Origin of the sequence: Pirellula sp. SH-Sr6A, assembly GCF_001610875.1 — a bacterium.
In the GTDB taxonomy this organism is placed as follows: Bacteria; Planctomycetota; Planctomycetia; order Pirellulales; family Pirellulaceae; genus JBKCUI01.
The window spans coordinates 6,390,346-6,412,800 of record NZ_CP011272.1 but is presented as its reverse complement, the minus strand read 5'-3'; the positions used below and the strand labels follow the sequence as shown (position 1 = coordinate 6,412,800).

The following is a 22,455-nucleotide window of genomic DNA, read 5'->3' as shown; positions in this document are numbered from 1 at the left end:
TTAACACACTTGGACGACCTACGTCGTCGACTGCGAAGTTACTCGCGCATCCATGCGATTTGAGACAACGCTTCGTTCCATAAATCGAAGAATGTACAGACATATTTGGCGGAGTGGGGACATCGAATCCGAATCCACTTCCTGCCAGCCTACTCACCGGAAACGAATCCGATTGAAAGAGTATGGTGGCATCTGCACGAAACGATCACAAGAAACCATCGATGCAAAACGATGGAAGAACTCGCCGCACTTGCATGTGACTGGCTGACATGCAACAACAATCATTATGCAGACATGCGAAACACATTTGCGCTTGCTGCATAGCGCACCTGGAATCGTGTGGACCTATTTAGAGCGTCGAAAATGATGGCTTTACAGAATTGGCTCGGTGGACTGCTCAAGAGCTATAGCCGCAGAGCGGCGTAGCTCAAATCATCGTTCCACTTTCTTCGATACATTCACTTCAGTTTTGAGCTTACTGCTGCGCGCAAAGCGAACATCCATCTGCACCGCAGCCATCTGCACCCAAAAATGATCAATGTGCTATCTCAAACCTGATTCCAACTGCTCTCGATCCCTCAGCTATTTCGTTCGGAAAATCACCTTGCTCGATGCAATCTAGCTTTTGCATAGGGCGGAGAAAAATCTTTCGAGAAAAAACTTGACACGGACTATCGGAATCGTTCCAATACTCCTATAGATTGATTCCAGCAACCCGATCCTTTTTTTCGGAATCCTTCATGCCCATTATGTCATCATCCCATCATGCCCTTCCGATTTTGCGGAGTTTTACGTTATCTCTATTGCCAGCGATTGCGACGATGACGATTGGGTGCAATCGGTCTGCGGTCGAAACTTCATCTCGTGCTGATTGTGCGTATGCGGGTACGATTCAATCAGCCAACACATTCGATAGCAAAATACTCTATGACCTTGGAGTTGTATTCGCAGGCGAGACCAGTTATGTCGCCATTCCGACTGAAAAGCTGAAAATAGCTGACTCGGCAATTGCCTCCGTGTGGTCATCATGTGAATGTGCTGTTCCTAGCGTTGTCAAGTACCAAGCATCGGCAAATCTACAAAAAGAAGCGATTCGTATCGATTTCGTGACAAAGCCGGCTTCTGCAGGTGAGCGTCGAATATCATCATTGGCTGTCGAGTTGTCCATCAGATTATCTGACTCAACTATTCGCATTGTCGAGATTCAGTTCTTGCTCTCGTTTCGTCCGGAGTTGAAGGCATGAATACCATATTACCTCATGTCGTCGCTGTAGATGCTAGTTCAAGATCGGAAAAATTCGATAATGACATTCTGATATCGGTCGTTATGCCCTGTTTAAACGAGTCGAGAACGATAGGTGGATGCATTAATCAAGCGCACGTAGGCTGCAGGTTCGCTTTGGCCAAACACGCAATCGGACCCGACGAATTGGCAGTCAATGCTTCGGTCGGTTATGAGATAATCATTGCTGACAACGGCAGTACGGATGGGTCGCAGGACATTGCAAGCTCCAACGGTGCATGCGTTGTGCATGTCGATTTGAAGGGGTATGGTGCGGCACTAATGGGAGGGATCGCCACCGCTCGTGGAAAGTATATTGTCATGGGTGATAGTGATTGTAGTTACGACTTCGGTGAAGTGCCTCGTTTTATCGACAAGCTTGAATGCGGTTATGAGCTTGTTCTTGGCAATCGATTCCTCGGCGGGATTGAGCATGGCGCAATGCCGTGGCATCATCGATACATTGGCAATCCCGTATTGAGTGGTATTGGTCGGCTTCTGTATCGTACACCTTGCCGCGATTGGCACTGTGGGCTTCGCGGATTCAATCGCGAGGCGATTTTGCAGCTGGGGCTGCGTAGCTCGGGTATGGAATTTGCGAGCGAGATGGTTTTGCGAGCGGGGCAAATGAAGCTTCGTATGGACGAGATTCCAGTGAAGCTGCATCGTGATGGGCGAGACAGGAGGCCGCATTTAAGAAGCTTTCGCGATGGCTGCAGACATTTACGTCTGCTGTTCCGCAGTTCGATAACAAACAAAGCTTAAACGTTTACGAAGGTAGTTGACTTCTGTTCTTTTGCTGCACTAAAGATTTTGACTGCAGAGAACACTCCGCACCGCATCAATGCGAAATCCAGAAACTAGGAATAAAGGACTGAATCGTTATGACCTGGGGTAAGAATATATGGGAGCACTGGTTAAAGCATGTAGTTACCGTCCTGTTTCTTACGTTGTGCATTTTTCTATTCGCTCTATGGCGGTGGGGATCCATTCATTCAATGCGTCTCAATCTTCGTGGAGTAGTTCTTGTTGCGGAAAAGGTTCGCTCGGCAGACCCGAATAACTCATCGAGCGATTTTGTTGATTGGACCGTTTCTATTCGCAATCTCTCTGGCAGCACGATTAATATAGAACGCACGATTTCCGCTTGTGAGTGCGCTCAATTAGCTCCTGAGTCGTTCCAATTGAAAGCTTTTGATTCAAAAGATCTAACACTACGCGAACGACGATCGACATCGCAATTGAATTACCGTTTTGTACTTGTTGACACAAAAAACGCAGATCATCCAATTACTGTGAAGCTTCAAGAGTGATTCGCAAGCAAAGCGGTTTTACGTAGCGTTCATGTCGGTTGAACGCTAAATTTCGTTTGGTAAGATAGAAGTGGGGTAGTTTCATGATGAGGCAAATGGTGGGGTACGCATCCATCTCGTTCGGTATCTTCATGGCATTTGTATCGATGTCGGAAATATCCGTCGGATCGGACGAGTCCTTTTTCTGTAATAATGCCTGCGGTTGCCAAGAGGTGCAAAACCCGTCAACAAACAGCAAGTTATGTCGTTGTCAAGCGACTGGATATTCGTGCTGGTGTAATGGATGTGGTGGATTGCCGCCATGCTCAATCTGCTATTAGGCGATAATTGTTTTTTCTTGGCGGCCTAGCCTTGTTAGGCCTAGGCCGCCACTTCAAGATTCTTGGACCGTTAGGACTCATGTGATGTGCATTTCCATGCTGTTGTTGCTTCATTCTGTGTTCGCTACTGGACTCGGAGGCTGGCAATCGACACAAGTTGATGAAACTACGCCGACGGCTCAAATTGTTATCCAGGGGTGGCGTTCTCTTGAGTCTCAATGTTCCGGTGCATATTCTGCGGAAATTGAAAAAACCCAATCTCTTTTTATGAATAACACTGGCAAAAGGATTGAGTTGAATTCAGTCACAAGATATTTCGTCAGGTCGGACGGCGTGTTTAGCTTGCTAGATACTGAACTAGTTAAAGATCGAGAAAATAAAAAAGACGGATTCAGATCGGTCGTGTGCAAGTCACCAAAAAGTTCATTCGTATTGAGCAGGCTAGGGCAAGCAAATGGCTTTCAGATCGATTTTGAAGAGTATGATGGATCGTACCCGCCAAATTCTGATGGGCTTTTAGAGATGAGAAGCGCTTTCCTCCGACCTGCGTCAATGAACCTTATTCATATTTTAGCTAGAGACGATTATGAAATTTCAGAACCTTCACGAGTTGATAGGACGAATAACTTGTTCAATTTGCGTTTTCGACATAGGTCTAGCACCACTTTATCGACGTCTGAGATGACACTTGAATCGGGAAGCCTCGTGGTTGACAGAGACATTAACTGGGCTATTCGTAATTATGAATTAAAGTTTTCAAACAAATCCCAGCACGTTGGGGAATTCAAGTACACGACACTTTCTCCATTAGCTCTTGATGAAGTAAATGACAAGTTGAGTGACATAAGTGGAGCGAATCGGTTCGGTGAAACAACGCACTTGAGGTATCGCGACATTTCATTCGATCCACCTCCGGCGAAGTCGTTCACAATGGAATACTACGGAGTCAATCCCAAGAAGAGGGGCATGACAAGAATTGCCTGGATTTTTCTGGCAACTGGCGCCTGTCTGATTGCTCTTGGGTACAAGTTATTAAGAAAGCGAGCCAAGTGAGTTGGATCCATTTAAAACATAACAGTTGAAAGTAAGAGGGTGCTCGTGTATTCGCGAATTAAGATTGCCTGTTCGAAACGGCGAGCGATAACGCTCGTAGAGATGCTGGTCGTTATTGCTATAATTGGAACTTTGGCTGGAATACTCGTACCGGCTGTGCAGGTCGCTCGTGAGTCGGCAAGGAAATCGCATTGCCAAAACAACTTGAAACAAATTGGTCTTGCGATTGTAAGTTATGAATCGGTGTATAAAAATTTGCCTGCTGCTGCAATCCGACCTGCGGGGTATCTCGACGAAGGCCGTCAGTTTCCGTTTACAACATGGTCGATCGCAATACTTCCTATGATCGAGGGGACTAGCATTGCTGAGCAGTTCGACAATAGACAGTCCATCGACAGCGAGCCATTTGCAAGGTTTAGAACGACGCGTATCCCCACATTACTTTGCCCATCCGACGCGTTCAATAGTGCCTCGGAGTTCGAGTCCATGACTGGTGTTCGTTTTGCACGTGCCAACTACGCGGCAAACTACGGAGCCGCTTCTTGGGGTGCGACCTTCTGGAAACAACACGAGTTTCGAGGAGTCATGGGACAGAACTCATTCCTTCGATTGGGCAGTATCATCGATGGTCTTTCCACGACAATTGCTGTCTCTGAATTACTCGCTCATCCAAATCGAGCTGACAACAGGGGCGTGTGGGCATTCCATGCGCCAGGTTCCTCGATGCTTGGACTGGATTGCGATATGCAGTGCCAAGGCATTAACGGGGATCCGGTGCGAGAATGGATTCCTTTTTGTGCGTTTGGCGACTCTATATTGCCATGCAACTTTCAGAACAACGCATTCTCCAATGCAGGGCCTCGAAGCCTTCACGCCGGTGGTGGAGCGCAGATGGTATCTTGTGACGGATCTGTCCGTTTCTGGAGTCAAAGAATCGACACTAATACGCTTGTCGCTATTTTCACCAGCAGTGCTGCTGAAACCGTTGCGATCCCCGATTAGGATAGGTTGACGACGATGAAGCTGCAAAAAGTAACCCGACAAATGCCGGTGAAGCGATTGTTAGCAACAGTTATCGTAATTTCGAGTTTTTCACTGCTCGGATGGGGATCGGTGTTGTTTGTCCGCTATTTGCAGACGCTGAATCCTCGAGAACTTGGGAATCACAGCAGTCCAATCATGGATTGTCGTTTACTACCTGGCACAAATCGTGTCGCTACAATGAGCTATACGCACATCTGCATTTGTGATTCAAATGGAAAGAACCCCCTCTTTTTAGCTGGCCATCGAGCACCGATCACAGCTATCGATCGAACGCCGGACGGCAAAACGCTGATATCATCATCTCTAGACGGAACGATTAAGTTTTGGGATATCGACAACGGAACGGAATCATCCAAACTGGAGATTGAAAAGGGAGGAGAAGTTCTAAATACGGTCTTAGACTCGAGTGGCAAACTTATGGCAACTCTCAGTAGTCTAAAAAATGTATGGTATGTTACCGTTTGGGACCTTGAAACGCGTAAAAACCTCAGGCGATCTAAGGTCGGTAACAACCAATTGCACCGCGTTTCCTTTGACGCTACAGGTAATCAACTTGCGTTTGGCAGTGCCACTGGAGATGTCTATTGTTGGAATTGGAAGTACGAGGAAGGCCCACAGATTATAGTCGGGGGCGAAGCTAGGAAAGGGCCAATATTTGCAACGGCATTTCGCCCCGGCCGTTCCGAACTCGCAATTGGGGGAAAGCAACGGGTAATTAAGATTATCGACCTAGTAACGAAGGCGAAGGTTAAAGAGTTGTACGGTCATTGGGGCGAGATAAATCGATTGCATTTTTCCCCGGATGGTACAACCTTGATATCGGCATCGTCTGACTTTTCTGTGGGGATTTGGGATTTGGCAGCCGGTTCTCTATCGGCGCAACACAGACATCACCCAAGTCAAGTAATGGCGCTCGACTGCGATTTCCTGACCGATCGCATGCTTACAGGGGGTTATGGCCCGAGTACAAAGCTTTGGCGTGGTTTTCTCTCACGATATAGGTATGGGTCTATAAACCGCTAATAATTGTTTTAAGATGGAAACTAGAAGGCTTATTTACATTGCAGGTACAGGGCGTAATGGCTCAACACTCCTAGGACAATGTCTTGCGTTAAATTCCAACATATCTTTTCCAGGAGAATTAACGCATGTTTGGAAACGAGGGTTTGTCGACGATGAATTGTGCGGGTGCGGCAGTCGGTTTTCAGAATGCAAGCATTGGTCACGCGTCCAATCCAATTTTCGTGGCGAGTACAAACGTTTCGACATTTCGAAGGTCCTTCTACACCGAAATCAGTCAAGTAGTTTTCGCCGAATGGTGAATCTCCAATTAAACCAACGACTCGGAGGGATGAACGATGTCGCATACGTTACCCATTACAGTGCGTTACTAAGTGCGATCGTAAATGCAACGCATTGCCCTGTTGTGGTCGATTCCTCCAAGTATCCAACTGATCTCGGCGTCTTATTGGAACAGCAACGCAAACTACCACCAGTATTTGTAGTTCATTTGGTCCGTGATTGTCGCGCCATCGTCAGCGCGTGGAAAAGGAAGAAGCAGCGATTAGAGATATACTGGGAGCACCGTTTGATGCCACGTTATCCGACCGTGGTCAGCGCAATAAGTTGGCGTATGTTTAATTCCCATATCCGTCGTCTTATCGAGCGATATCAGGTCCCAGCGCTTGTCGTCCGATATGAAGATTTTGCGACAGATCCTAGTGGAGTTTTGGAGACGGTGTTACAGACTGCTCAAGTTGAAGGCGGGATTCAGTCGAGCTGTGTAAACGGTTTTCGAGAACGTTGCCATCCAATCGGTGGAAACCCCGATAAATTAGACTTTGATTTTGCAAATATTCGCAGTGACTTGGGTTGGAAAGACCGTCTCGCGTTGAGTGATCGTATTCTTGTCAGATTGTTAGCAGGAAGAATGCAACGAGCCTATGGATATAATTGAATCTCTGACCACAGGGGACGCAGGTGTTGCGATTGTCTGGATAGCTATTAACTATCTAGTGTTCCAAGTGGTTCGTGGCGCTATGCTCGCTTTGTGTCCTCGTTGTTATGGAGCTGAACGACTTTTGCACATGTGCGTGCTCTACGTCGGTATATTGTTAGTTGCCGAGTTCATAGCCGGTGGATTCGTAATCTTTCATCGATTCGGAGTTCTTGCGTCCGTGGGCCTTACCGCGATCGTGCTCCGCATTCTCTTGTATCGATACAATGGGTTACATACGACCAAAACGAGATCGAAGACACGGAAAAGATGTCGATTCGTATACTTCATTTCATGGGTGGCGATTTCATTACTTGCTGGAAACATTCTTTTGAATGGGTTCCTGCGTTGGCCATCGGATTGGGACAATCTGATGTATCACCTGCCGTTTATCGATCACTGGATACAAGCAGAGAGTTTGTATTCGACGCATTCTGCACGGTGGTCAATGCCAGCAACGAGTGAATTATTGGGTGCGTGGTTTGCAGTTCCCTTCTCGGGGGATTATTTGATTGCATTGAACAACCTGCCTGCGGTTCTGATTCTCTTTTGTTCAATCGTAGTTTTATCTAAACGATTGGGGCTCAGGTGCAAATGGCAATACCTAGCTGCTTTTCTTTCCGTCGCAAGCTTGGTCACAATGCGTCAGACGATTGATGCTTCCAATGATTTGCCAGTGGCGTCCTTTTTCTTCGCTTCCCTTGCGTATTACGAACTCACTCGCTTTCGTGGTCAGATGGCTTTTCTTCTATTTGGCATTACGACGGGAGTTCTTGTCGGCATTAAATACTATGCGATTCCTTATGCGATCATTCTTCCTTCATTGCTCGTCGTTCGTTCATTGCGAGGAGTGGACCGCAATGCCGTCTCGGCAAGCAATTGGATCGGGTTTGTTGTCCCATTTATCTCAATCGGAGCTTTTTGGTTTGGACGCAATTTCGTGATGACAGGCAATCCGTTCTACCCAATTGGATCAAGTGATTTTACAGACCGAGTGCCATACCCCGGTATTCATCGAACAACTCTCTTGTATCACCTAAACTGGCAAACAATGGATCTTGTGCTCGCTGCAATTGCGAAGCACTTTGGTCTGGCAATGCTGTTCGCGTTTGGTGTGGCACCGAGTACCGTGCTTTTTGCCTTGTCGTCCCGGCGCACTCGTTCTTGGAATATTGTCGCTGAATGGACATTACCATATTTTTCCTGCGGAGTGGTATTGTTAATTACGCCAATGCTTGTCGAGGATCAGCCAGGAACATTAAATCATCTTCGTTGGGGTTATACTACAGCGAGATACGGTTTAACGTTTTGGGTTTTTTCATTGTTATTGGGGTTTTTTGGTATAGCAAAAGGATTGTCGATAGTAATTGCCAGATACCCCGTGCTGGAAAACGGCACCTTGCTCTTGATAGGCGGAGCTCCTACCGTGTACCTGATTACAAGTATTTCTCAATTCCGCATCGCACAATGGCTTGGGGTTAGTATCGCAATATTCTTGATTATTCCTGTTGTGCAACTCAGCTACATGGGTATTGTTTGTCGCCCCCCGTATCGTTATGCATTATTGAAGCGGGCTACTGTCGCTGTTGCATTGGCTGTGTCGGCTGCGATAGGGATCGCTTATTTAGAGCGTCGTTGGCATGAGGGGCTTGCTGAACATTTTTATCGCTATAGTCGTTCTGCAGTTTTTACGAGGTTCGATAAGAATCCGCATCGAGTATTAGTGTTTGATGAGAGGTCGTACCCGTTTTTCGGGTCGCGACGTCAATATTTTGTGACACAGCCCATGTTGTTCTACAATATAGACCATGCGATGAATATTGTCACGAGAGATAAAATAGACATCGTTGTGGCGCAAATGGAAACGAAACAGGAGATAGCCCGATATCGTAATGCTTACGAAGAGCTTGATGCTCATCCATCGTTCCGCAGAAACGAAGACTTTAGTTCTGGAAACTATGTACTTTACGACACGGGTGTTCGTGAGTGAGTAGCTCTTCGGCGCTGCAGAACATTCTGGAGAAAAGCGTTCGAGAACTCGGCGCTATTAGGCGAGTTGATGGTGCGGCGCGAGTTTCTCTGAGGCACAGCTCATGCAATCGATGTGCTTGGACTCACTTCGGTGCAAACTGGCGATCTCTTTGGGCGTTTCTGTAGTATTGTGAGTTGGTTCTACCTCGATTTTCTGGCTTGCGACGGTCTATCAGACATCCATCGAGCTTGTCGCTCGCTTGGTGATCCTCGTTTCTTGGTGCAAGACGTAGGTGCATAGTAAGAGAATCCATGTAAGTCATGAGTCGGGCAGCCGAACGCTGAGTTCGGTAGGCTATTGATATAACCGTTTCAATTCCCTTCTGCCCAGAGACTCACGACCATGCAAACAATTCTCGCTCTCGATCTCGGAAAATTCAAGACAGCATCCTGCCTGCTGACCGAGGATCACAGTTCGGTACCGGTTTTCAAAACCATCATGACTCATCCAAAAACGTTTGAACAATTTCTTGTTGACGTGAAACCGTCGCTACTCGTATTCGAATCTTGCGGGCTCTCCGGTTGGGTTGTGGATCTGGCTCGTAAACTTGGCATTGAAGTACTGGTCGCTCACCCCGGTGGCGAAGCTTGGCAATGGGGAAAGGTCAAACGCAAGACCGACAAAGACGATGCACTCAAGCTCGCTAAAATGGCCAGAAATAACGAAATCAACTCCGTCCATATACCTTCACCTGAGCATCGCCAATTTCAGCAATTAGTCCGTTATCGTAAGAAGCTTCAAGCGCAGGCTACAGCAACTCAGAACGCCATTCGATCGAATCTAATGGCCCAAGGTGAAGAGTGTGCTGCTGGCAAAACCGCATGGTCCAAGAGCTATATTGAAAACGATCTTGGCAAACTCCGAAAACCCTTCGAGAAATGCACCGCATCGGAGTATTGGCGAGGTACTCTCGATGTGCAGCTGACGCATTTGGTAGCAACGCTGAAACTCATGCGGCGTATTGAGAAGCAATTGGCAATAATCTCCAAGCCCGATCCACGTATCGAGATTGTCCAATCGATACCAGGTGTTGGCGTTGTCGGTTCTCAAGTGATTGTTGCGCATATCGACGATGCTAAACGTTTTGAGAGTGCACGTAAAGTTAGCTCTTACGCTGGGCTGGCTCCCAAAAAATGGCAAAGCGGCAAGATGGATCGCCAGAATCGTATCAGTCGTCGCGGACCGCGATTGCTTCGTTCGGTACTCACCGAAGTTGCTTGGTGTGCTATCCGCTTCAACCCACACTTCAAAGCCTTGTATGACCGTGTACGAGGCGGTTCCAAATCGCGTAAGAAGCAAGCAATCATTGCTGTCGCGCGCAAGATATTGGTGACAGCCTGGGCCATGCTTCGCGATGGAGCGATCTGGTCACCACCGCAAACCAAGACAATGGGCCAAGCTGCCCCGCAGTCAACCGCAACCAACACCGCGTGAGCCCACTCAAGAACATTTTCCCAGAGTTGAGAAAAACAGTTTAACAACCCTTTTGCAAAGCCCAGACGCAGAAACCATAAGGACCCGAAAGGCCAAAAACCTCGCGTAGAGCTTGCTGGCGTACTGATGTCGCCTCCGGCGAACACATCGTGTAAGCGAATAAGCCAACGTGAGGTATTGCATGGACTCATGAGATCGTAGTGAAACGCTGTCGCATCGCACGCATAATGCCCTGCGACCCTACGAACAACTCGAATAGTCGTTTAAATCCTATCGTGGTTTCAGCATGATCGAAGGCTTAGCAAGAACCTAAGAAGAGAACTGTTACTACCTCAAATCTCACCAACAAAGGCCCTGTGTGGTCCATCGCCTACGCTCGATTTTCAGTCGCCATTCGCTCCGTTCGAAGACTCACTTCGCCGGGGTGAGCGACCGAAAATCGGCTCCGACGAAGGCCCACACTTAGGAACTCATTTCGCAACGCGAAACCGATGGCTGCTGCGCCCAAACATACAACCGATCGAAAAAAATATCCTAAACCCCCTTGCCCGACACAAGACTACATAGTCGTACGCCAGCACCAGTCGTTTCGGTCCCGGCGCGGTCTTGATTTCGGTTGTAGTGTTCGGTAGCGGCGGCCATGGTGGCTGCCGCGTTCAACCGATGGAGCACCGAACATGCCGCGTGATACTTCTAAAGCCCAGCTATGGGCTTCTCGCCTCGATCGCTTTCGACGATCAGGTCTCAGCATCTCTCAGTTCTGCCGCAACGAGAAGATCAACCTACAAGTCTTCAGCTATTGGCGAAAGAAGCTTGATCAGAGCCTTGCCGCCACCACACCAAACGTCCCTTCGACTCCATTGCCTGATGTCGACGCTGGCGTCGTTCGCTTCCTCATTGAAGCGCGGGGAATCAAGATCGAAGTCCAGGCCAAGTCGCTCGAAGCGATCAACACCGTGCTGGCTTGGGCCACACAACATCAAGAGTCCGGCTTTAAACAACTCATCGTTTGTGAGTGAGATTGCGATGCTTGCTGTTGCTTCCACCGCGCGAGTTTATCTCTATATGCAGGCTGTCGATATGAGACGTTCCTACGACGGCTTGCATGCGATCGTCCAATCGGAGTTCGCTCGCGATATTCGCCTTGGTGATTACTTCATGTTCATCAATCGTCGTCGCGATCGATTGAAGATCATTTGGTGGGATCGCGATGGGCTCGCGATTTACATGAAACGTCTGGAGTCCGGAAGCATCCAGAAGCCGCTCGTAGATGGTAATTCCAAGAGCCTCATCATCGATCATGCGCAGCTCTCGATGCTGCTCACAGGGATCGATGTATCGAACATCAAACGGCGCAAACGCTTCGACGTTGCACCCAAGGTCTCGAAGAGTTCTGAGAGCTGATTTTTATCCAAAAATCGTTACACTTATTCCTCTGTTTTTCAATATTTTCATGAGCCATATCGGTGGTTCTTTCGTACTATCCATCATGCAAGACGCAACCTCGAACAACACCGATTCTCCCGTCGCTCCATCTGCGATCGAACTGCTGCAGAAAGAGAACGCGCAGCTCAAGACCAAGCTCGAGTGGTTCGAGACCGAGTACCACAAGCTCGCGAAGATGATCGCTTCTATGCACAAGAAGCGGGAGAAGCATATCTCGCCTGGCGGCAGCCCATGGCTCCCATTTGAATCGCAAGAAGAACTCGAACAAGCCAGATCGGAAGCCGAAGCAGAAGCGGAGAAGCTGCTCGAGGAAGCAGCCCCGAAATCCACTTCGAAACCCAAGAAAAAACGGAGCGAGGCGCTCCCCGCTCACCTCCCCGAAGTGAAGCAACTTTGTGACGTCCCCGAAAAGGACCGTGTCTGCCCTAAGCATGGCCCTATGGCCATGATCGACGTCGACAAGACCGAGACGCTTGTCTACGAACCAGCCAAGCTCTATCGTCGCGTGACGGAATATCCCAAGTACGCGTGCACTTGCTGCAAAGAACAGGGCGTCGTTTCCGCCGAGCGCCCCACAGGGCTGGTGGAAGGGAACAAGTATGACACCAGTGTCGCAGCCGCGGTTGTCGTTCATAAGTTCGATATGCATCTACCGCTGTATCGCCAAACCGATGTCTTCGGTAGCAGTGGCTGGACTCCCAATCGCTCCACCTTGCAGAATCTCGTCGAGCAAGTCGACTTCGCTCTGCTAGGCTTGGTTGCCTTTATGGCCAAGCGAGTTCAGAAGGATTCGGCAGTTGGACTCGATGAAAGCAGCTGCCGCATGCTGATGCCACGCGAGATGCCCGAGGAGAAACCCGGAGACTTGAAGCTCAAGCGGTTGATTGAAAAGATCCGCGAAGCGAAAGCCAAAGGGGAAGACAGCATCATCGGCAAGATGTGGGCTTACCGAGGATTGGATCAATCGCCCTACAACATCTTTGACTTCAGGATCTCTCGGCATCGCGATGGCCCTGATGAATTCTTCCGCGAGAGTAGATGCATCGTTCAAGGGGACTGTTTCTCTGGTAACACGTCGGTAGTGCTTCATAACAGCGATCGATTAACGTTCGCTGCCTGTTGGGCGCATGCGCGTCGCACCATCTACGATGTCGCAAAGGAGAATCCCCACCGCGAGAAGCTGCTTGAGATGATTCAAGGACTTTACGATGTGAATGCGCGTGAACAGGGCATGGACGTTGAAGCGCGCTTGGAGCATCGTCAGAAGCATGCGCTACCGATCTTGGAGGTGATCAAGAAGTACGTCGATAGCTTGACCGATGCGGAAGTCCTCCCGAAGTCGGACTTAGCGGGAGCCTTGGGCTATCTGCGCAACAACTGGGATGCGCTAACGACTTACGCAAGCCATGGGGTTCTACCGATCGACAATAACCGAGTGGAGCAGCTCATGAGGCAGGTCGCCCTGGGCAGGAAGAATTGGCTGTTCGTCGCGAACGTCCCATCGGGTGAGCGGGCGGCCAGGCTGATGACCATTGTGAGCAGCGCGAAGCGCCATAGCCTCGATGTGTGGAAGTACTTGAAGGACGTCTTGGATCGCTTGTTGGCGGGCGAGACCGATTACACGAAGCTGCTGCCTGATGTCTGGAAGCGCGAGCATCCCGAGGCAATTCGCACGTATCGTGAGGAAGAAAGTCGCTACAAATCCGATCGCAAGCAGCTAACGCGTGCGCGCCGAATCGTCGCCGCCAAGCTCAAGCGACAGAAAACCTAGAGCCAAGCCGCCCTGCCAAAGCTACCTCCCTGTCGTGTACGCTTACCGGCGTAGCGGACTATTCGTTTGGATCCGAGGAGATGATCATCGAAGAGTGGCTCAACTCCGAACAGATCGAGTTCGGGCAAATCGATACCAGCGTGACGCACATTCTCGGCATGGGCGATACCAAGTTCGTCCACTACTACGGCAACACCAAGAATCAGTACCCCGAGAACTGAAAAGTAGGCGAATGGCTTTCAATAGACGCCGCGGGAGGAAACTTTCTTCGAGTGATTAGCAATATCACGTAGAAAAACGCGATGAAAATCCTGCGTTTCCGGCCTTTCTTGGTGTCAGGCAGTTGTGTCCATCAAGTTCATTCGCAGGAGCGATTCATGAGTACAGTCGAGATGAAGTCCGTTGGCCCGATCACGAACATCGTGTTCGATCTCCCAGAGGGTGGCGGAGGGGTCAAGATTCTCAAAGGGACCTCGGGAACTGGAAAGACGACAGCGATCCGCGCGTTGTCCGGTTTGCTAGGGGATAAAGATTCTCTAGCTGGGCTTACACCGCACGATGGCGAGTCGGCCGGAGAAGTGACGGGTCTCGGCCGAAGCGTGAAGATCGGAAAGAGGTCCACTACGTCTGGATCCGTCGCGGTCCCAACGCTAGGCGGTCGTCTCGACATCGCGACGTTGGTTGAGCCCAAGGTTGCAGATTCGGCTGCGCGGCAGAAGGCTCGCGTTCGCTGCTTGATCTCCATCGGTGGGAACAAACTCACTCCAGCCGACTTGCTGGGTGATCGGTTCGATGAGTTCAAGACCGAGATCGATATCGATGATATTGCGTCGGCCGATGATCCAGTGACGATGGCCGATAAACTCAAGCGGGCGCTGGATTCGTTTGCATTGGAACAAGAACGGGCGGCCGAGAGGCTTGCTGGAATGGCAACAGCGAAGCGGCAAGAAGCAGGAGATGTCGATCAACTGCAAGGTGCGTTGGGCTATCAAAAGGCCCTCGAAAACAGCCGAAAGGCTTCGAGCGAGTTGCAAGCGGCTGAGCTGCAAGCGACTCGGTTTAGATCAGTATCGGAAGCTAACGCGAGAATCGAAGAACAGATACAAGAAGCCGAAGCAAGCGGAGTAGTTTATCAGGAAGACTTGGAATCCAACATCGCGAATGCGAGAACTACAGTCGAAGGCTTGCGTAGGAGGCTAGAAGCTGCAGAACGTCAACTTCAGTCTTTGCTACAGCAGCAAAAGCACGCGATCGAAAAGCAACAGATGTTGGACCGGTTGCGATCGCAGATCGCCGATCCGGGTGAAAGTCCATCAGAGGAACGATTGGCTGAACTGCGAGCCAACGAGCTCAAGGCGATCGAGCTGCTCAACGTGGCGGCCACCGTGGGACAACGGAAGGGGGCTCTCAAGGAGTCCATGTCGCTGCAAAACGAGTCGGTCGATGTCGCCAACAGGGCGATCGACATTCGCAAGTTTGCTCAAGAAGTGATCGGTCGCGCTCAGAAGGCTTTGCCTGAGGGTCCGATCCAGATCAAAGATGGCTTGCTTGTCGTGCGGCACGAGGGTCGCAAGAAGGAAGTTCCATTTGAGGAGTTGTCCACGGGTCAGAAGTGGCGAGTCGCGTTGCAGTACGCCGTTCGGTCGGTTGGCAAAGGTGGGGTGATCCCGTTGTGCCAAGAGGCGTGGCAGTCGCTCGGGCCGGAGTTGAAGCAGGAGATCGCCGAAATCTGTCGCGAGTCCGGCGTCTACCTCATCTCCGCATCGGTTGAAGACGGCGGGGAGCTTCGAGTAGAAGACTTTGAGTAGGTTGCGTGGCCTCGAAAGAGGCCTTTCCTTTGACACCAAATGTTCCCGGGTGGTGCCGTTGGGGCGACAAGTAGCGAGTGTGCTACAGAAAAACATATCAGCCTAGGCACCTTTATATGTTCAGCTCGGCACAGGGCGGAGCTGAGAAGTTTATGGCTCAGAGAGCCAAGATTTACGAGGAGGATGGCGAAGTGAAGCGATGGAGTTTCGTTGGAGTCTTGGCGATGTGTGTTGCCTTGCTCGTTGGAAGTGACTTGTTTGCACAATGCAGAAACGGAGTTTGCCCGACTGCGGGTTCCCGGGTTGTGGCGGGAGCAGTCAACGCAGTTGCGATTCCTGTTCAGGCCGTGCGAGAGATTCGAACCATTGGAGTCGCAAGCGAGGGTTGTTCGACCTGCGTGACCAGTGCGGTGACGAATACATCGGGGGATTTCGGTGCACTCGTGTTTGCGAGGAAACTGGATCGAAGTCGTTTCCTGTACCACGACCGCTATTTCAATGGTCCGGAGGTCGTATTCAAAAGTTCCGGGGTTGCTACGCGAGAAATGGCGATCGCTGCGTGGCTCAGGTCAATCAAGGGACATCGAGAGTTGATTCAAAGTGGTGCCATTACATCGATTCAGTGCTCGGGTAGAGCGTGTGTCGGTCGTGGTGCTCCGCTTGCGAGGGCTGCGGTAGCGAGCGCGGCGAGTGTTGCGACGGGGGCTGTCAGACGGGCTGTGCGTCCCCTGCGATTCTTGAAGACGCGGCTTTGTCGATAACCACTGGCTCTGCATGGTAGGTTCTGAGATATGGAAGTCCCAAACCGGGAGCTAAGAGAAAAAGAACTGGAAGCGGTACTCGCTTCGGTTTGGATGGAGTGGACGGATATTGAGGATCCGTCTTTCTTGAGCGAAGAGACGCTTGTCCGATCGCTCAGGGAGCGATGTCTCGACGCGGTTTGGGCTGTATGGATTCTGGCAAACCAAAACTTGCTGGAAGAGTTCGAGGAAGAGCAAAATGCGAAAGCGGCAGCCGCGGCGTTCATGCTCTTTTTCGGGAGATGGACCCGAGATATCGCCTCGCGGTGGAAGGCTCGAGTGATCAAGTTTAGGCAGGAGGAGGCCGAAAGGCGTAGGCAGTTTGAATCTGCACCTCGCACTATCTTCACCGTTCTGGGTGATCCGGCTGTTGTGTCGAGAAACCAAGCCCCTCTTCATACTGCAGTGGATCCGTACGCTCCCAGGGAGTGGCGAGATGCAAGAGGCGATGCGTTCACGCAGTCTGACGCAGAGATGACGGCAGTCACTGCTGTGACTGAAACGCAGTCCGATGCGGAAATCGCCGGGACCAATGTGTTGCGTGCCAAGGGCAAGACGATCGTAGAAGTCTGGCGGACGGAGCCAGGTGCGTGCGATATCTGCGAACCGCTCGAAGGCACGACGCGAGAAGTTTGGGGTGCTAAGTTTCCGCGAGGGACTCCGGCGCATAAACGATGCCGATGTTGGATTGAACACGTCGCGATTTAATCGCTTGCAGTCTGGTATCAACTTTAGCGATCCTAATGCGATCGGCTGGGTTGATGCTGTTCTTTGGGAGGCAGGAGGATTATGGCGAACGGTCATATGGGGAAGAAGATTTGCGAGAAGACCAAGCAAGACGCGTTCAGGCTCGTTAACAAAGGTAACACGATCCCTCAAGTCGCTCGTCGTTTGGGATTGTCGGAGTCCGTTATTCGCAACTGGGTGCGAGTTCAACAAAAGTCCTCGAAACCGCATTCTCCGCGGGAGCCCTCTTGATTTGCTCTGTGTTTTGAGTTTCGCGAGTTTCATCTTACGAGGTGAAACATGGAGAAGCGAAAAGTTCAGTTTGCGGAAGTAGGTCGATTGCTGTTGCCATCGCGGGAAGCGGGTAACACGGGACATCTGTACTTCTGCAAGTCCGGTCCTTACGGGGATCAAATAGCCGTCGACTCGGTCGCGGCTCCCGCGGTAGACGAAACCAATTTGACGGTTCGCATGCGCATCAGCACGTCGCAGATGGATCGCGTTAATCACGTCGTCAATCAAGATGGGATCAAGCTCGATATCTATCGCGATAACCCGGTCGTGCTCTATGGCCACGGTTTGGAGGGGATCACTCTTCCCGTTGCAGTGTCCGAAGACGGCGATGGGAATGTAACCGTCACGCAAGAAGAAGATGGGACCTACGCGGTCGCACATCACCAAGCCAAGAACAAGCTAAGTATGCAGTTCTTCGATCTCGTGGTGCAGAAGTTTCTTCGCACGAGTTCTATCGGAATCAGTGTCGAGGATTGCGCGATCGGTTTCGACTCCTTCGGTGACGAGATCTTGTTCATCGAGACAGCGTTTATGAACGAGTGGAGTTACTGTACTTTGCCGGTCAACCCCGGCGCTCGCATCGTCAAGAGCAATGAGTTCCTCAAGGAAATCGCCGATTTGCAGTGTGAGGCAGCAAATCGGATTCTCTCACTTAACACCTTGGATGGTCAGTCGATTCATCCGGTGATTCGAAAGAGTCTTCTGTCAACGTTGGAGACTCGGGCTTCAACGCCGGGAATCGATTCGAAGCAAAGCGAGAGGGTAGTCGAGATGAAAAAGCTCACTAGCGAGCAGATCAAAAAGATGGGGCCAAAGCAGTTGGCCAAGTCGATGGCGGAAATGGGCGAGTATGACGAGATGTCCCAAGGGATGTTACGGGCTGCTGCCGAATTACTTTCCGACGATGAAGCACCAGCACCCGGGCCTGCATCCGATGCCGTGGCTAGCCAAGAAGTGGTTGTCGACGAGCCGGAGATTGTTGGAGAAGAGCTCCCGCTCGGTGCGCAAGTGCTTCGCTCGATCCATGGCAACTTGTTGGGATTGATCGAAACCGCAACCAAGGCTCTGGGGCCTGTCGAAGCAGATGACGTCAAGTCGCAAGCGACCGAGGTCCTTCAGCAAGCTCGAGACTTGGCGACGAGCCTCGAGGGTCTTTATAGCTCGAAGTACTCGGCTCTCGAACCGTTGGTTCCACCAACGGAAGAGCCAACCGATGAAGTTGTGAAGAGCTTCCTCTGCTCGAGCAACCGAAGTCTCGATCAGCTTCAAGGGCTTGCAGCACGCGTCAACATGATTGCCAAGTCGGCGGCGAAGAATGGCGGCAAGCTCAGTGTTGCCAATATTCGCATCTTGAATCAGACGGTTTCGGACATCGATCGTCTCAATCAGCAAGCGAAGTCGTTCAAGCAGCCTCAAGCGGCAAGCGTGGACGAGTCCAAATACAAGCAGGCATTCGAAAGCCTGCAAAAACGATTCGAAGACTTGGTTGCAAATCTCGACGTTACGCCGATGCAGATGCGATCCGAGTAGGGAGTGCGGTTCTGGGGGTTTTTAGGTAAATACAGCGGCCGCGCGGCGGCGGGGGAAGTTTGAAAGATGAGTTCAGATATTTTGACGGGAATGACCAATCTCGAAAAGCGAATGGAAGAGATTGGCAACATGGTAAAGGGGAGTGTTGAAGGCTCTCACTTGAATCATGAAACCAACGCGCTCAGTTTCTTCGAGGAAGACAACTATGAGCCAACCCAAATTGTGAAGGGTAAGCTCAACGCAATGCGGAAGGGTCGCCGTTTTCGCGCCCCTGCTGGATATAAGCGGCAGTTCAAGTCGTTCTCCGAGTTCTTGCGGTTAGGGTACAAGAATCAGAACGAGTTCGAATCGCGGCACCACAAAGCGGTCGACATGCTCGTCAAGGCGAACGCCATGAACACGCTCGACAGCGAGTCGGCTGGTGCGCTAGTGTTGCCTGAGTTCGCTCCTGACATTGCGGCGATCTACTATGACAACGATGTTCTGAGCCGAACCAATCAGTTCACCGTCTCGGGCAATACGATGGCGTTCCCCAAGCTGCAAGAAAGCAGCCGCGCGGATGGTCAGCGATCGGGTGGATTGCTCGGCTATTGGCTTGAGGAAGGTGACTTGGCTTCGGCTGGTCGTCCTTCGATCGATGCGACCGAGCTCAAGCTCAAGAAGTTGTGTGTCGTGGTCTACCTGACCGATGAGTTGCTCGAGGATAACAGCTACGCCTTGGAGCAATGGGTTCGCCAAGCCGTTCAACGCGAAATCGCGTTCATGACCGGTGATGCGGTGTTCAATGGTCCTGGCGGAAAGCGAATGCTTGGCTTCTTGAAGAGCACAGCATGCGTCGATGTTGCGAAGGAGAACGCTCAAGCCGCGGACACGATCAACTCGCAAAACATCCTCAACATGTGGGCTCGTCGGCGAACCGGCCAGCCTGTGGATGCCTACGCTTGGTACATCAACCAGGAAATTGAACCTCAGCTTTATTCCATGACAATGGGAAGCGGCGGGCAAAACGGGGTTGTATACCTTCCTCCCGGAGGCCTTTCCGCGAGCCCGTATGCGACCTTGATGGGGCGTCCCGTGATTCCGACCGAGTTCAACCAAAAGCTCGGCGACAAAGGTGACATCGTTTTGGCGAATCTTGGTCAGTACCTGACGATCTCGAAGGGTGGCGTTCAGGAGCTCGTTTCTCCGCACGTCGAGTTCCTCCGTGGTCAAACGGCGATCAAGTTCACATTCCGAATTGACGGGCGACCACTGTTCGACAAGCCGACGACTCCGAAGTACGGAACGGTTTCGCAGGGCGACTTCATTGCCCTGGAAGCTCGGTAGCAATTAGCCGCTTCGGCGGTTGCCTATGTTGATTTTTGCCTCGGGGGGCTGCTCCCGAGGCTTATTACAAAGCCAGCGATTAAATCGAAAACGGAGTCATTCAAAACATGTTCAAGCAGTTTCCATTTGGCGACAGTGGTTCGCCAGCTCTTCTCGCAGATCTGACTGGTGGCGCGAAGTCCACTAACTGGGCTGGTGTTACCAACGTCAACAGTTTCCTCAACTTACTTCTATTCATTGGCGTGGGTACGGCGGGTCAAGACATTACGATCACGCTGAACCAAGCAAAGACCAATGCCGGTGGTAGCTCGAAGGTTCTGCAGATCAAGGAAGTCTTCTTCAAGGCAGGTTCTGCTGGGGCGATCGCGGCCGCGAAAGACTTCTGGACGAAGTCCGCGTTGGTCAATCGTGAGGCTCCAGCGAACTCTTATGCGTCTGCTACGGATCGCGGAGCCGCGACGAATCAGTTCATAGCGCTAATCCGCGTCTCTCCTGCTGATTTGGATGTTGGTGCCGATTACGCATATGTGGGTGCTTCGTTCAACTCTCCAGCGGCTAGTCAGCTTGTGTGCGGTCTGTGGGTCCCCGAGCACGTTGCCTATCATGGTTCAGATTGGTCGCCTCTCTCGTAGCGAACATTTGAATTCTGCCGCGGATAGTAAGAAGCTCTCGTCAAACGACGGGAGCTTCTTTGCTTTAATAGGAGACTGGTTATGGGTGAGTTGTTTGCAGTGCTCTTCTTTAGTCGAGCCGTGGCAGATATTCGGAGGCTCTATGAAGAGAGGTACTTGGTTCAGCGGTGCCTCGACGTTGCTCGGGAGTGTCTCAAATACGACGATCCTCTTTTGGTGCTTCTGCAGTTTTCTAACAGTGTTGCATCCGAGTTGCCACGGATGAGCGACGAGGGGATTGCCTATCACGTTAGACGATGTTCGGAAACATTGGATCGAACGGCCGTGGCTCGAATTGCTCAGACGGCTGCGGAACTGACGGAGATTTCCGGCAAACAGTTGAACGATCAAGCTGAGTCCGATTCGACTGTTGAGGACGACCAGATTCTCATTGAATTGGAAGGTGAGAAGAGTCCGGTGCAAGAGGTGGTGAAAAGTGCTCCTGCGGAATTGCCCACTCCAACGTCGGAAGAAGCGACGGCAAGGGTAGGTGCGGTTGCCGTTGCCGATCTCGAGATGGCAGCCGAACTCAAAAAGCAGCTTATCGGAGCTGGTCTCAATACTGTCTCTGACATCCAACGATTTCATGCTGAAAAAGGCGTGACGTCGCTGGAGAGGATCAGTGAACGTAAAGCCGAATTGATCTTCGCATCAATCAGAAAACTGGGGTAAGCAATGGCTGGAGTCCGACTAGATACTTTTCGGTTGATAACAGGCATGAGCGTCGACGTTCTGCCAGACGATAAGGCGATTCTGGCTCTTCGCAGCGCGACGGCAATCGTTAATCGGATTACCGGAAAGTACATCGGGCATGTCATTGAAGACATAACTACCTTTGACGAAGAGACGTCATTGGCCTCGCTGTCGGGGGATGCGCAGTCCCAGCTCGTTTTGGGTATTGACGGGGGTGACGCGTTTTCGACTTATGACATGGATCTCGGCGATGGGGTGGTGATCAAAGTATATGGGCATGGTCTGCCGGAATCAGGGACTGTGTTCATCCAGCGATCGGGTGTTGCAGGCCTCGACAACGAAGTGGATTTTGTTCGAGTCGACGACAACCGAATCGCAGTGTTTGGGACCTTCCCGGTGGTCACACCTGTCACGAAAGGGCTCCTCTTTGTCCAAAAAACCGCACAGACAAGCGTGGTCGGATGCGTAGCCCGGGTGGCTCCCGGGCCTGTAGCGAAGATTATCGACATACGGGAAAGAAGCGGGGAACGTGGGGGTGGGCAGTTTCCTGATGAGTCCATCTTGGACGAGTCTGCATACGCCTGCGACTTTGAGAACCAGAGCCTTACGACGCGCATCGAGGTCTACGAGCGAGTCGGTCGATTGCTTCGAATCCCTGGTCGGATCAGGCCGATCAAGGACCGGCGCCTAAGTGAGTTGCAAGTGAACTACTATGCCGGCTTTCCGGGTGGTGTCCCTGATGACATGCAAGTCGCGTTGGCAGCGTTTGCAAAAACGATCGCAGCGGATCCAACAGGCAGCATGCAATCAGAGAACTTCGAAGATTACAGCTATTCAACTGCGACGGCGGAGATTATTCGTCAACTGCCGACCTCCGCGATCTCGGTGATTATGCGGTATCGCACAGGGAGGTAGC

At 51.0% G+C, this 22,455-nt stretch carries 23 protein-coding genes and 1 pseudogene; 22 read left to right on the top strand and 2 right to left on the bottom strand.

The window, feature by feature from the left end:
• Nucleotides 1-75: 75 nt before the first annotated feature.
• The 3 genes and pseudogenes from VN12_RS26960 to VN12_RS24985 all read left to right on the top strand — a co-directional run.
• Nucleotides 76-324, top strand: a pseudogene (locus tag VN12_RS26960) (transposase); the annotation flags it as partial.
• A 416-nt stretch (nt 325-740) separates the two neighbouring features.
• Nucleotides 741-1,244, top strand: coding sequence for a hypothetical protein (locus tag VN12_RS26130; protein WP_205855152.1), 504 nt, complete (start codon nt 741-743; stop codon nt 1,242-1,244).
• Nucleotides 1,241-2,047: a glycosyltransferase family 2 protein gene (locus VN12_RS24985; protein ID WP_146679614.1), complete on the top strand. Its 807-nt coding sequence runs from the start codon at nt 1,241-1,243 to the stop codon at nt 2,045-2,047. Before VN12_RS26130 ends, VN12_RS24985 begins: the two co-directional genes overlap by 4 nt.
• 525 nt (nt 2,048-2,572) lie before the next feature.
• Here VN12_RS24985 and VN12_RS26125 read toward each other — a convergent pair.
• Complete coding sequence (locus VN12_RS26125; protein ID WP_168164636.1) at nt 2,573-2,728, bottom strand: hypothetical protein; 156 nt, start codon at nt 2,726-2,728, stop codon at nt 2,573-2,575.
• 283 nt (nt 2,729-3,011) lie between these two features.
• On the opposite strand from VN12_RS26125, the gene VN12_RS24980 reads away from it, so the two are divergent.
• From VN12_RS24980 to VN12_RS24955, 6 genes are all read left to right on the top strand, one after another.
• Nucleotides 3,012-3,968, top strand: coding sequence for a hypothetical protein (locus VN12_RS24980; protein ID WP_205855151.1), 957 nt, complete (start codon nt 3,012-3,014; stop codon nt 3,966-3,968).
• Between the two features lie 102 nt (nt 3,969-4,070).
• Nucleotides 4,071-4,970, top strand: a complete 900-nt coding sequence (locus VN12_RS24975) for a DUF1559 domain-containing protein (protein WP_240491459.1) — start codon at nt 4,071-4,073, stop codon at nt 4,968-4,970.
• A 15-nt stretch (nt 4,971-4,985) separates the two neighbouring features.
• Complete coding sequence (locus VN12_RS24970; RefSeq protein ID WP_146679611.1) at nt 4,986-6,035, top strand: WD40 repeat domain-containing protein; 1,050 nt, start codon at nt 4,986-4,988, stop codon at nt 6,033-6,035.
• A 13-nt stretch (nt 6,036-6,048) separates the two neighbouring features.
• Nucleotides 6,049-6,969 carry a sulfotransferase gene (locus tag VN12_RS24965; protein ID WP_146679610.1) on the top strand — a complete coding sequence of 307 codons (921 nt, stop codon included), beginning with the start codon at nt 6,049-6,051 and terminating at the stop codon, nt 6,967-6,969.
• A gap of 337 nt (nt 6,970-7,306) precedes the next feature.
• Nucleotides 7,307-8,998 (top strand): hypothetical protein, encoded by a 1,692-nt coding sequence (locus tag VN12_RS24960; protein WP_146679609.1) that lies wholly within the window; start codon nt 7,307-7,309, stop codon nt 8,996-8,998.
• A 384-nt stretch (nt 8,999-9,382) separates the two neighbouring features.
• On the top strand, nt 9,383-10,474 hold the full coding sequence (locus tag VN12_RS24955) for an IS110 family transposase (RefSeq protein WP_146676346.1): 1,092 nt from the start codon (nt 9,383-9,385) through the stop codon (nt 10,472-10,474).
• 534 nt (nt 10,475-11,008) lie between these two features.
• Here VN12_RS24955 and VN12_RS26310 read toward each other — a convergent pair.
• Nucleotides 11,009-11,146: a hypothetical protein gene (locus VN12_RS26310; protein ID WP_205855150.1), complete on the bottom strand. Its 138-nt coding sequence runs from the start codon at nt 11,144-11,146 to the stop codon at nt 11,009-11,011.
• Between the two features lie 5 nt (nt 11,147-11,151).
• Between VN12_RS26310 and tnpA the strand changes: the two genes are divergently transcribed.
• From tnpA to VN12_RS24900, 13 genes are all read left to right on the top strand, one after another.
• Nucleotides 11,152-11,493, top strand: a complete 342-nt coding sequence (gene tnpA, locus VN12_RS26120; RefSeq protein WP_168164634.1) for an IS66 family insertion sequence element accessory protein TnpA — start codon at nt 11,152-11,154, stop codon at nt 11,491-11,493.
• 7 nt (nt 11,494-11,500) lie between these two features.
• Nucleotides 11,501-11,878 (top strand): IS66 family insertion sequence element accessory protein TnpB, encoded by a 378-nt coding sequence (gene tnpB, locus VN12_RS26115; RefSeq protein ID WP_168164633.1) that lies wholly within the window; start codon nt 11,501-11,503, stop codon nt 11,876-11,878.
• 85 nt (nt 11,879-11,963) lie between these two features.
• Nucleotides 11,964-13,691, top strand: coding sequence for a transposase (locus tag VN12_RS24945; RefSeq protein WP_168164632.1), 1,728 nt, complete (start codon nt 11,964-11,966; stop codon nt 13,689-13,691).
• 80 nt (nt 13,692-13,771) lie between these two features.
• Nucleotides 13,772-13,912: a hypothetical protein gene (locus VN12_RS26110; protein ID WP_168164631.1), complete on the top strand. Its 141-nt coding sequence runs from the start codon at nt 13,772-13,774 to the stop codon at nt 13,910-13,912.
• 156 nt (nt 13,913-14,068) lie between these two features.
• On the top strand, nt 14,069-15,499 hold the full coding sequence (locus VN12_RS24940) for a hypothetical protein (RefSeq protein WP_146679606.1): 1,431 nt from the start codon (nt 14,069-14,071) through the stop codon (nt 15,497-15,499).
• A 116-nt stretch (nt 15,500-15,615) separates the two neighbouring features.
• Complete coding sequence (locus VN12_RS24935) at nt 15,616-16,260, top strand: hypothetical protein (protein WP_146679605.1); 645 nt, start codon at nt 15,616-15,618, stop codon at nt 16,258-16,260.
• Between the two features lie 30 nt (nt 16,261-16,290).
• On the top strand, nt 16,291-17,007 hold the full coding sequence (locus tag VN12_RS24930; protein WP_146679604.1) for a hypothetical protein: 717 nt from the start codon (nt 16,291-16,293) through the stop codon (nt 17,005-17,007).
• 81 nt (nt 17,008-17,088) lie between these two features.
• Nucleotides 17,089-17,277 (top strand): helix-turn-helix domain-containing protein, encoded by a 189-nt coding sequence (locus tag VN12_RS26955; protein WP_146679603.1) that lies wholly within the window; start codon nt 17,089-17,091, stop codon nt 17,275-17,277.
• Between the two features lie 48 nt (nt 17,278-17,325).
• The gene (locus VN12_RS24920) at nt 17,326-18,849 is read left to right on the top strand and encodes a hypothetical protein (protein WP_146679602.1); all 1,524 of its coding nucleotides are present in this window, start codon (nt 17,326-17,328) and stop codon (nt 18,847-18,849) included.
• Nucleotides 18,850-18,915: 66 nt separating this feature from the next.
• Complete coding sequence (locus VN12_RS24915) at nt 18,916-20,175, top strand: phage major capsid protein (protein ID WP_146679601.1); 1,260 nt, start codon at nt 18,916-18,918, stop codon at nt 20,173-20,175.
• A 107-nt stretch (nt 20,176-20,282) separates the two neighbouring features.
• On the top strand, nt 20,283-20,807 hold the full coding sequence (locus tag VN12_RS24910; protein ID WP_146679600.1) for a hypothetical protein: 525 nt from the start codon (nt 20,283-20,285) through the stop codon (nt 20,805-20,807).
• Between the two features lie 81 nt (nt 20,808-20,888).
• Nucleotides 20,889-21,518 carry a hypothetical protein gene (locus VN12_RS24905; RefSeq protein WP_146679599.1) on the top strand — a complete coding sequence of 210 codons (630 nt, stop codon included), beginning with the start codon at nt 20,889-20,891 and terminating at the stop codon, nt 21,516-21,518.
• A 45-nt stretch (nt 21,519-21,563) separates the two neighbouring features.
• Complete coding sequence (locus VN12_RS24900) at nt 21,564-22,454, top strand: hypothetical protein (RefSeq protein WP_146679598.1); 891 nt, start codon at nt 21,564-21,566, stop codon at nt 22,452-22,454.
• Nucleotide 22,455: the final 1 nt, after the last annotated feature.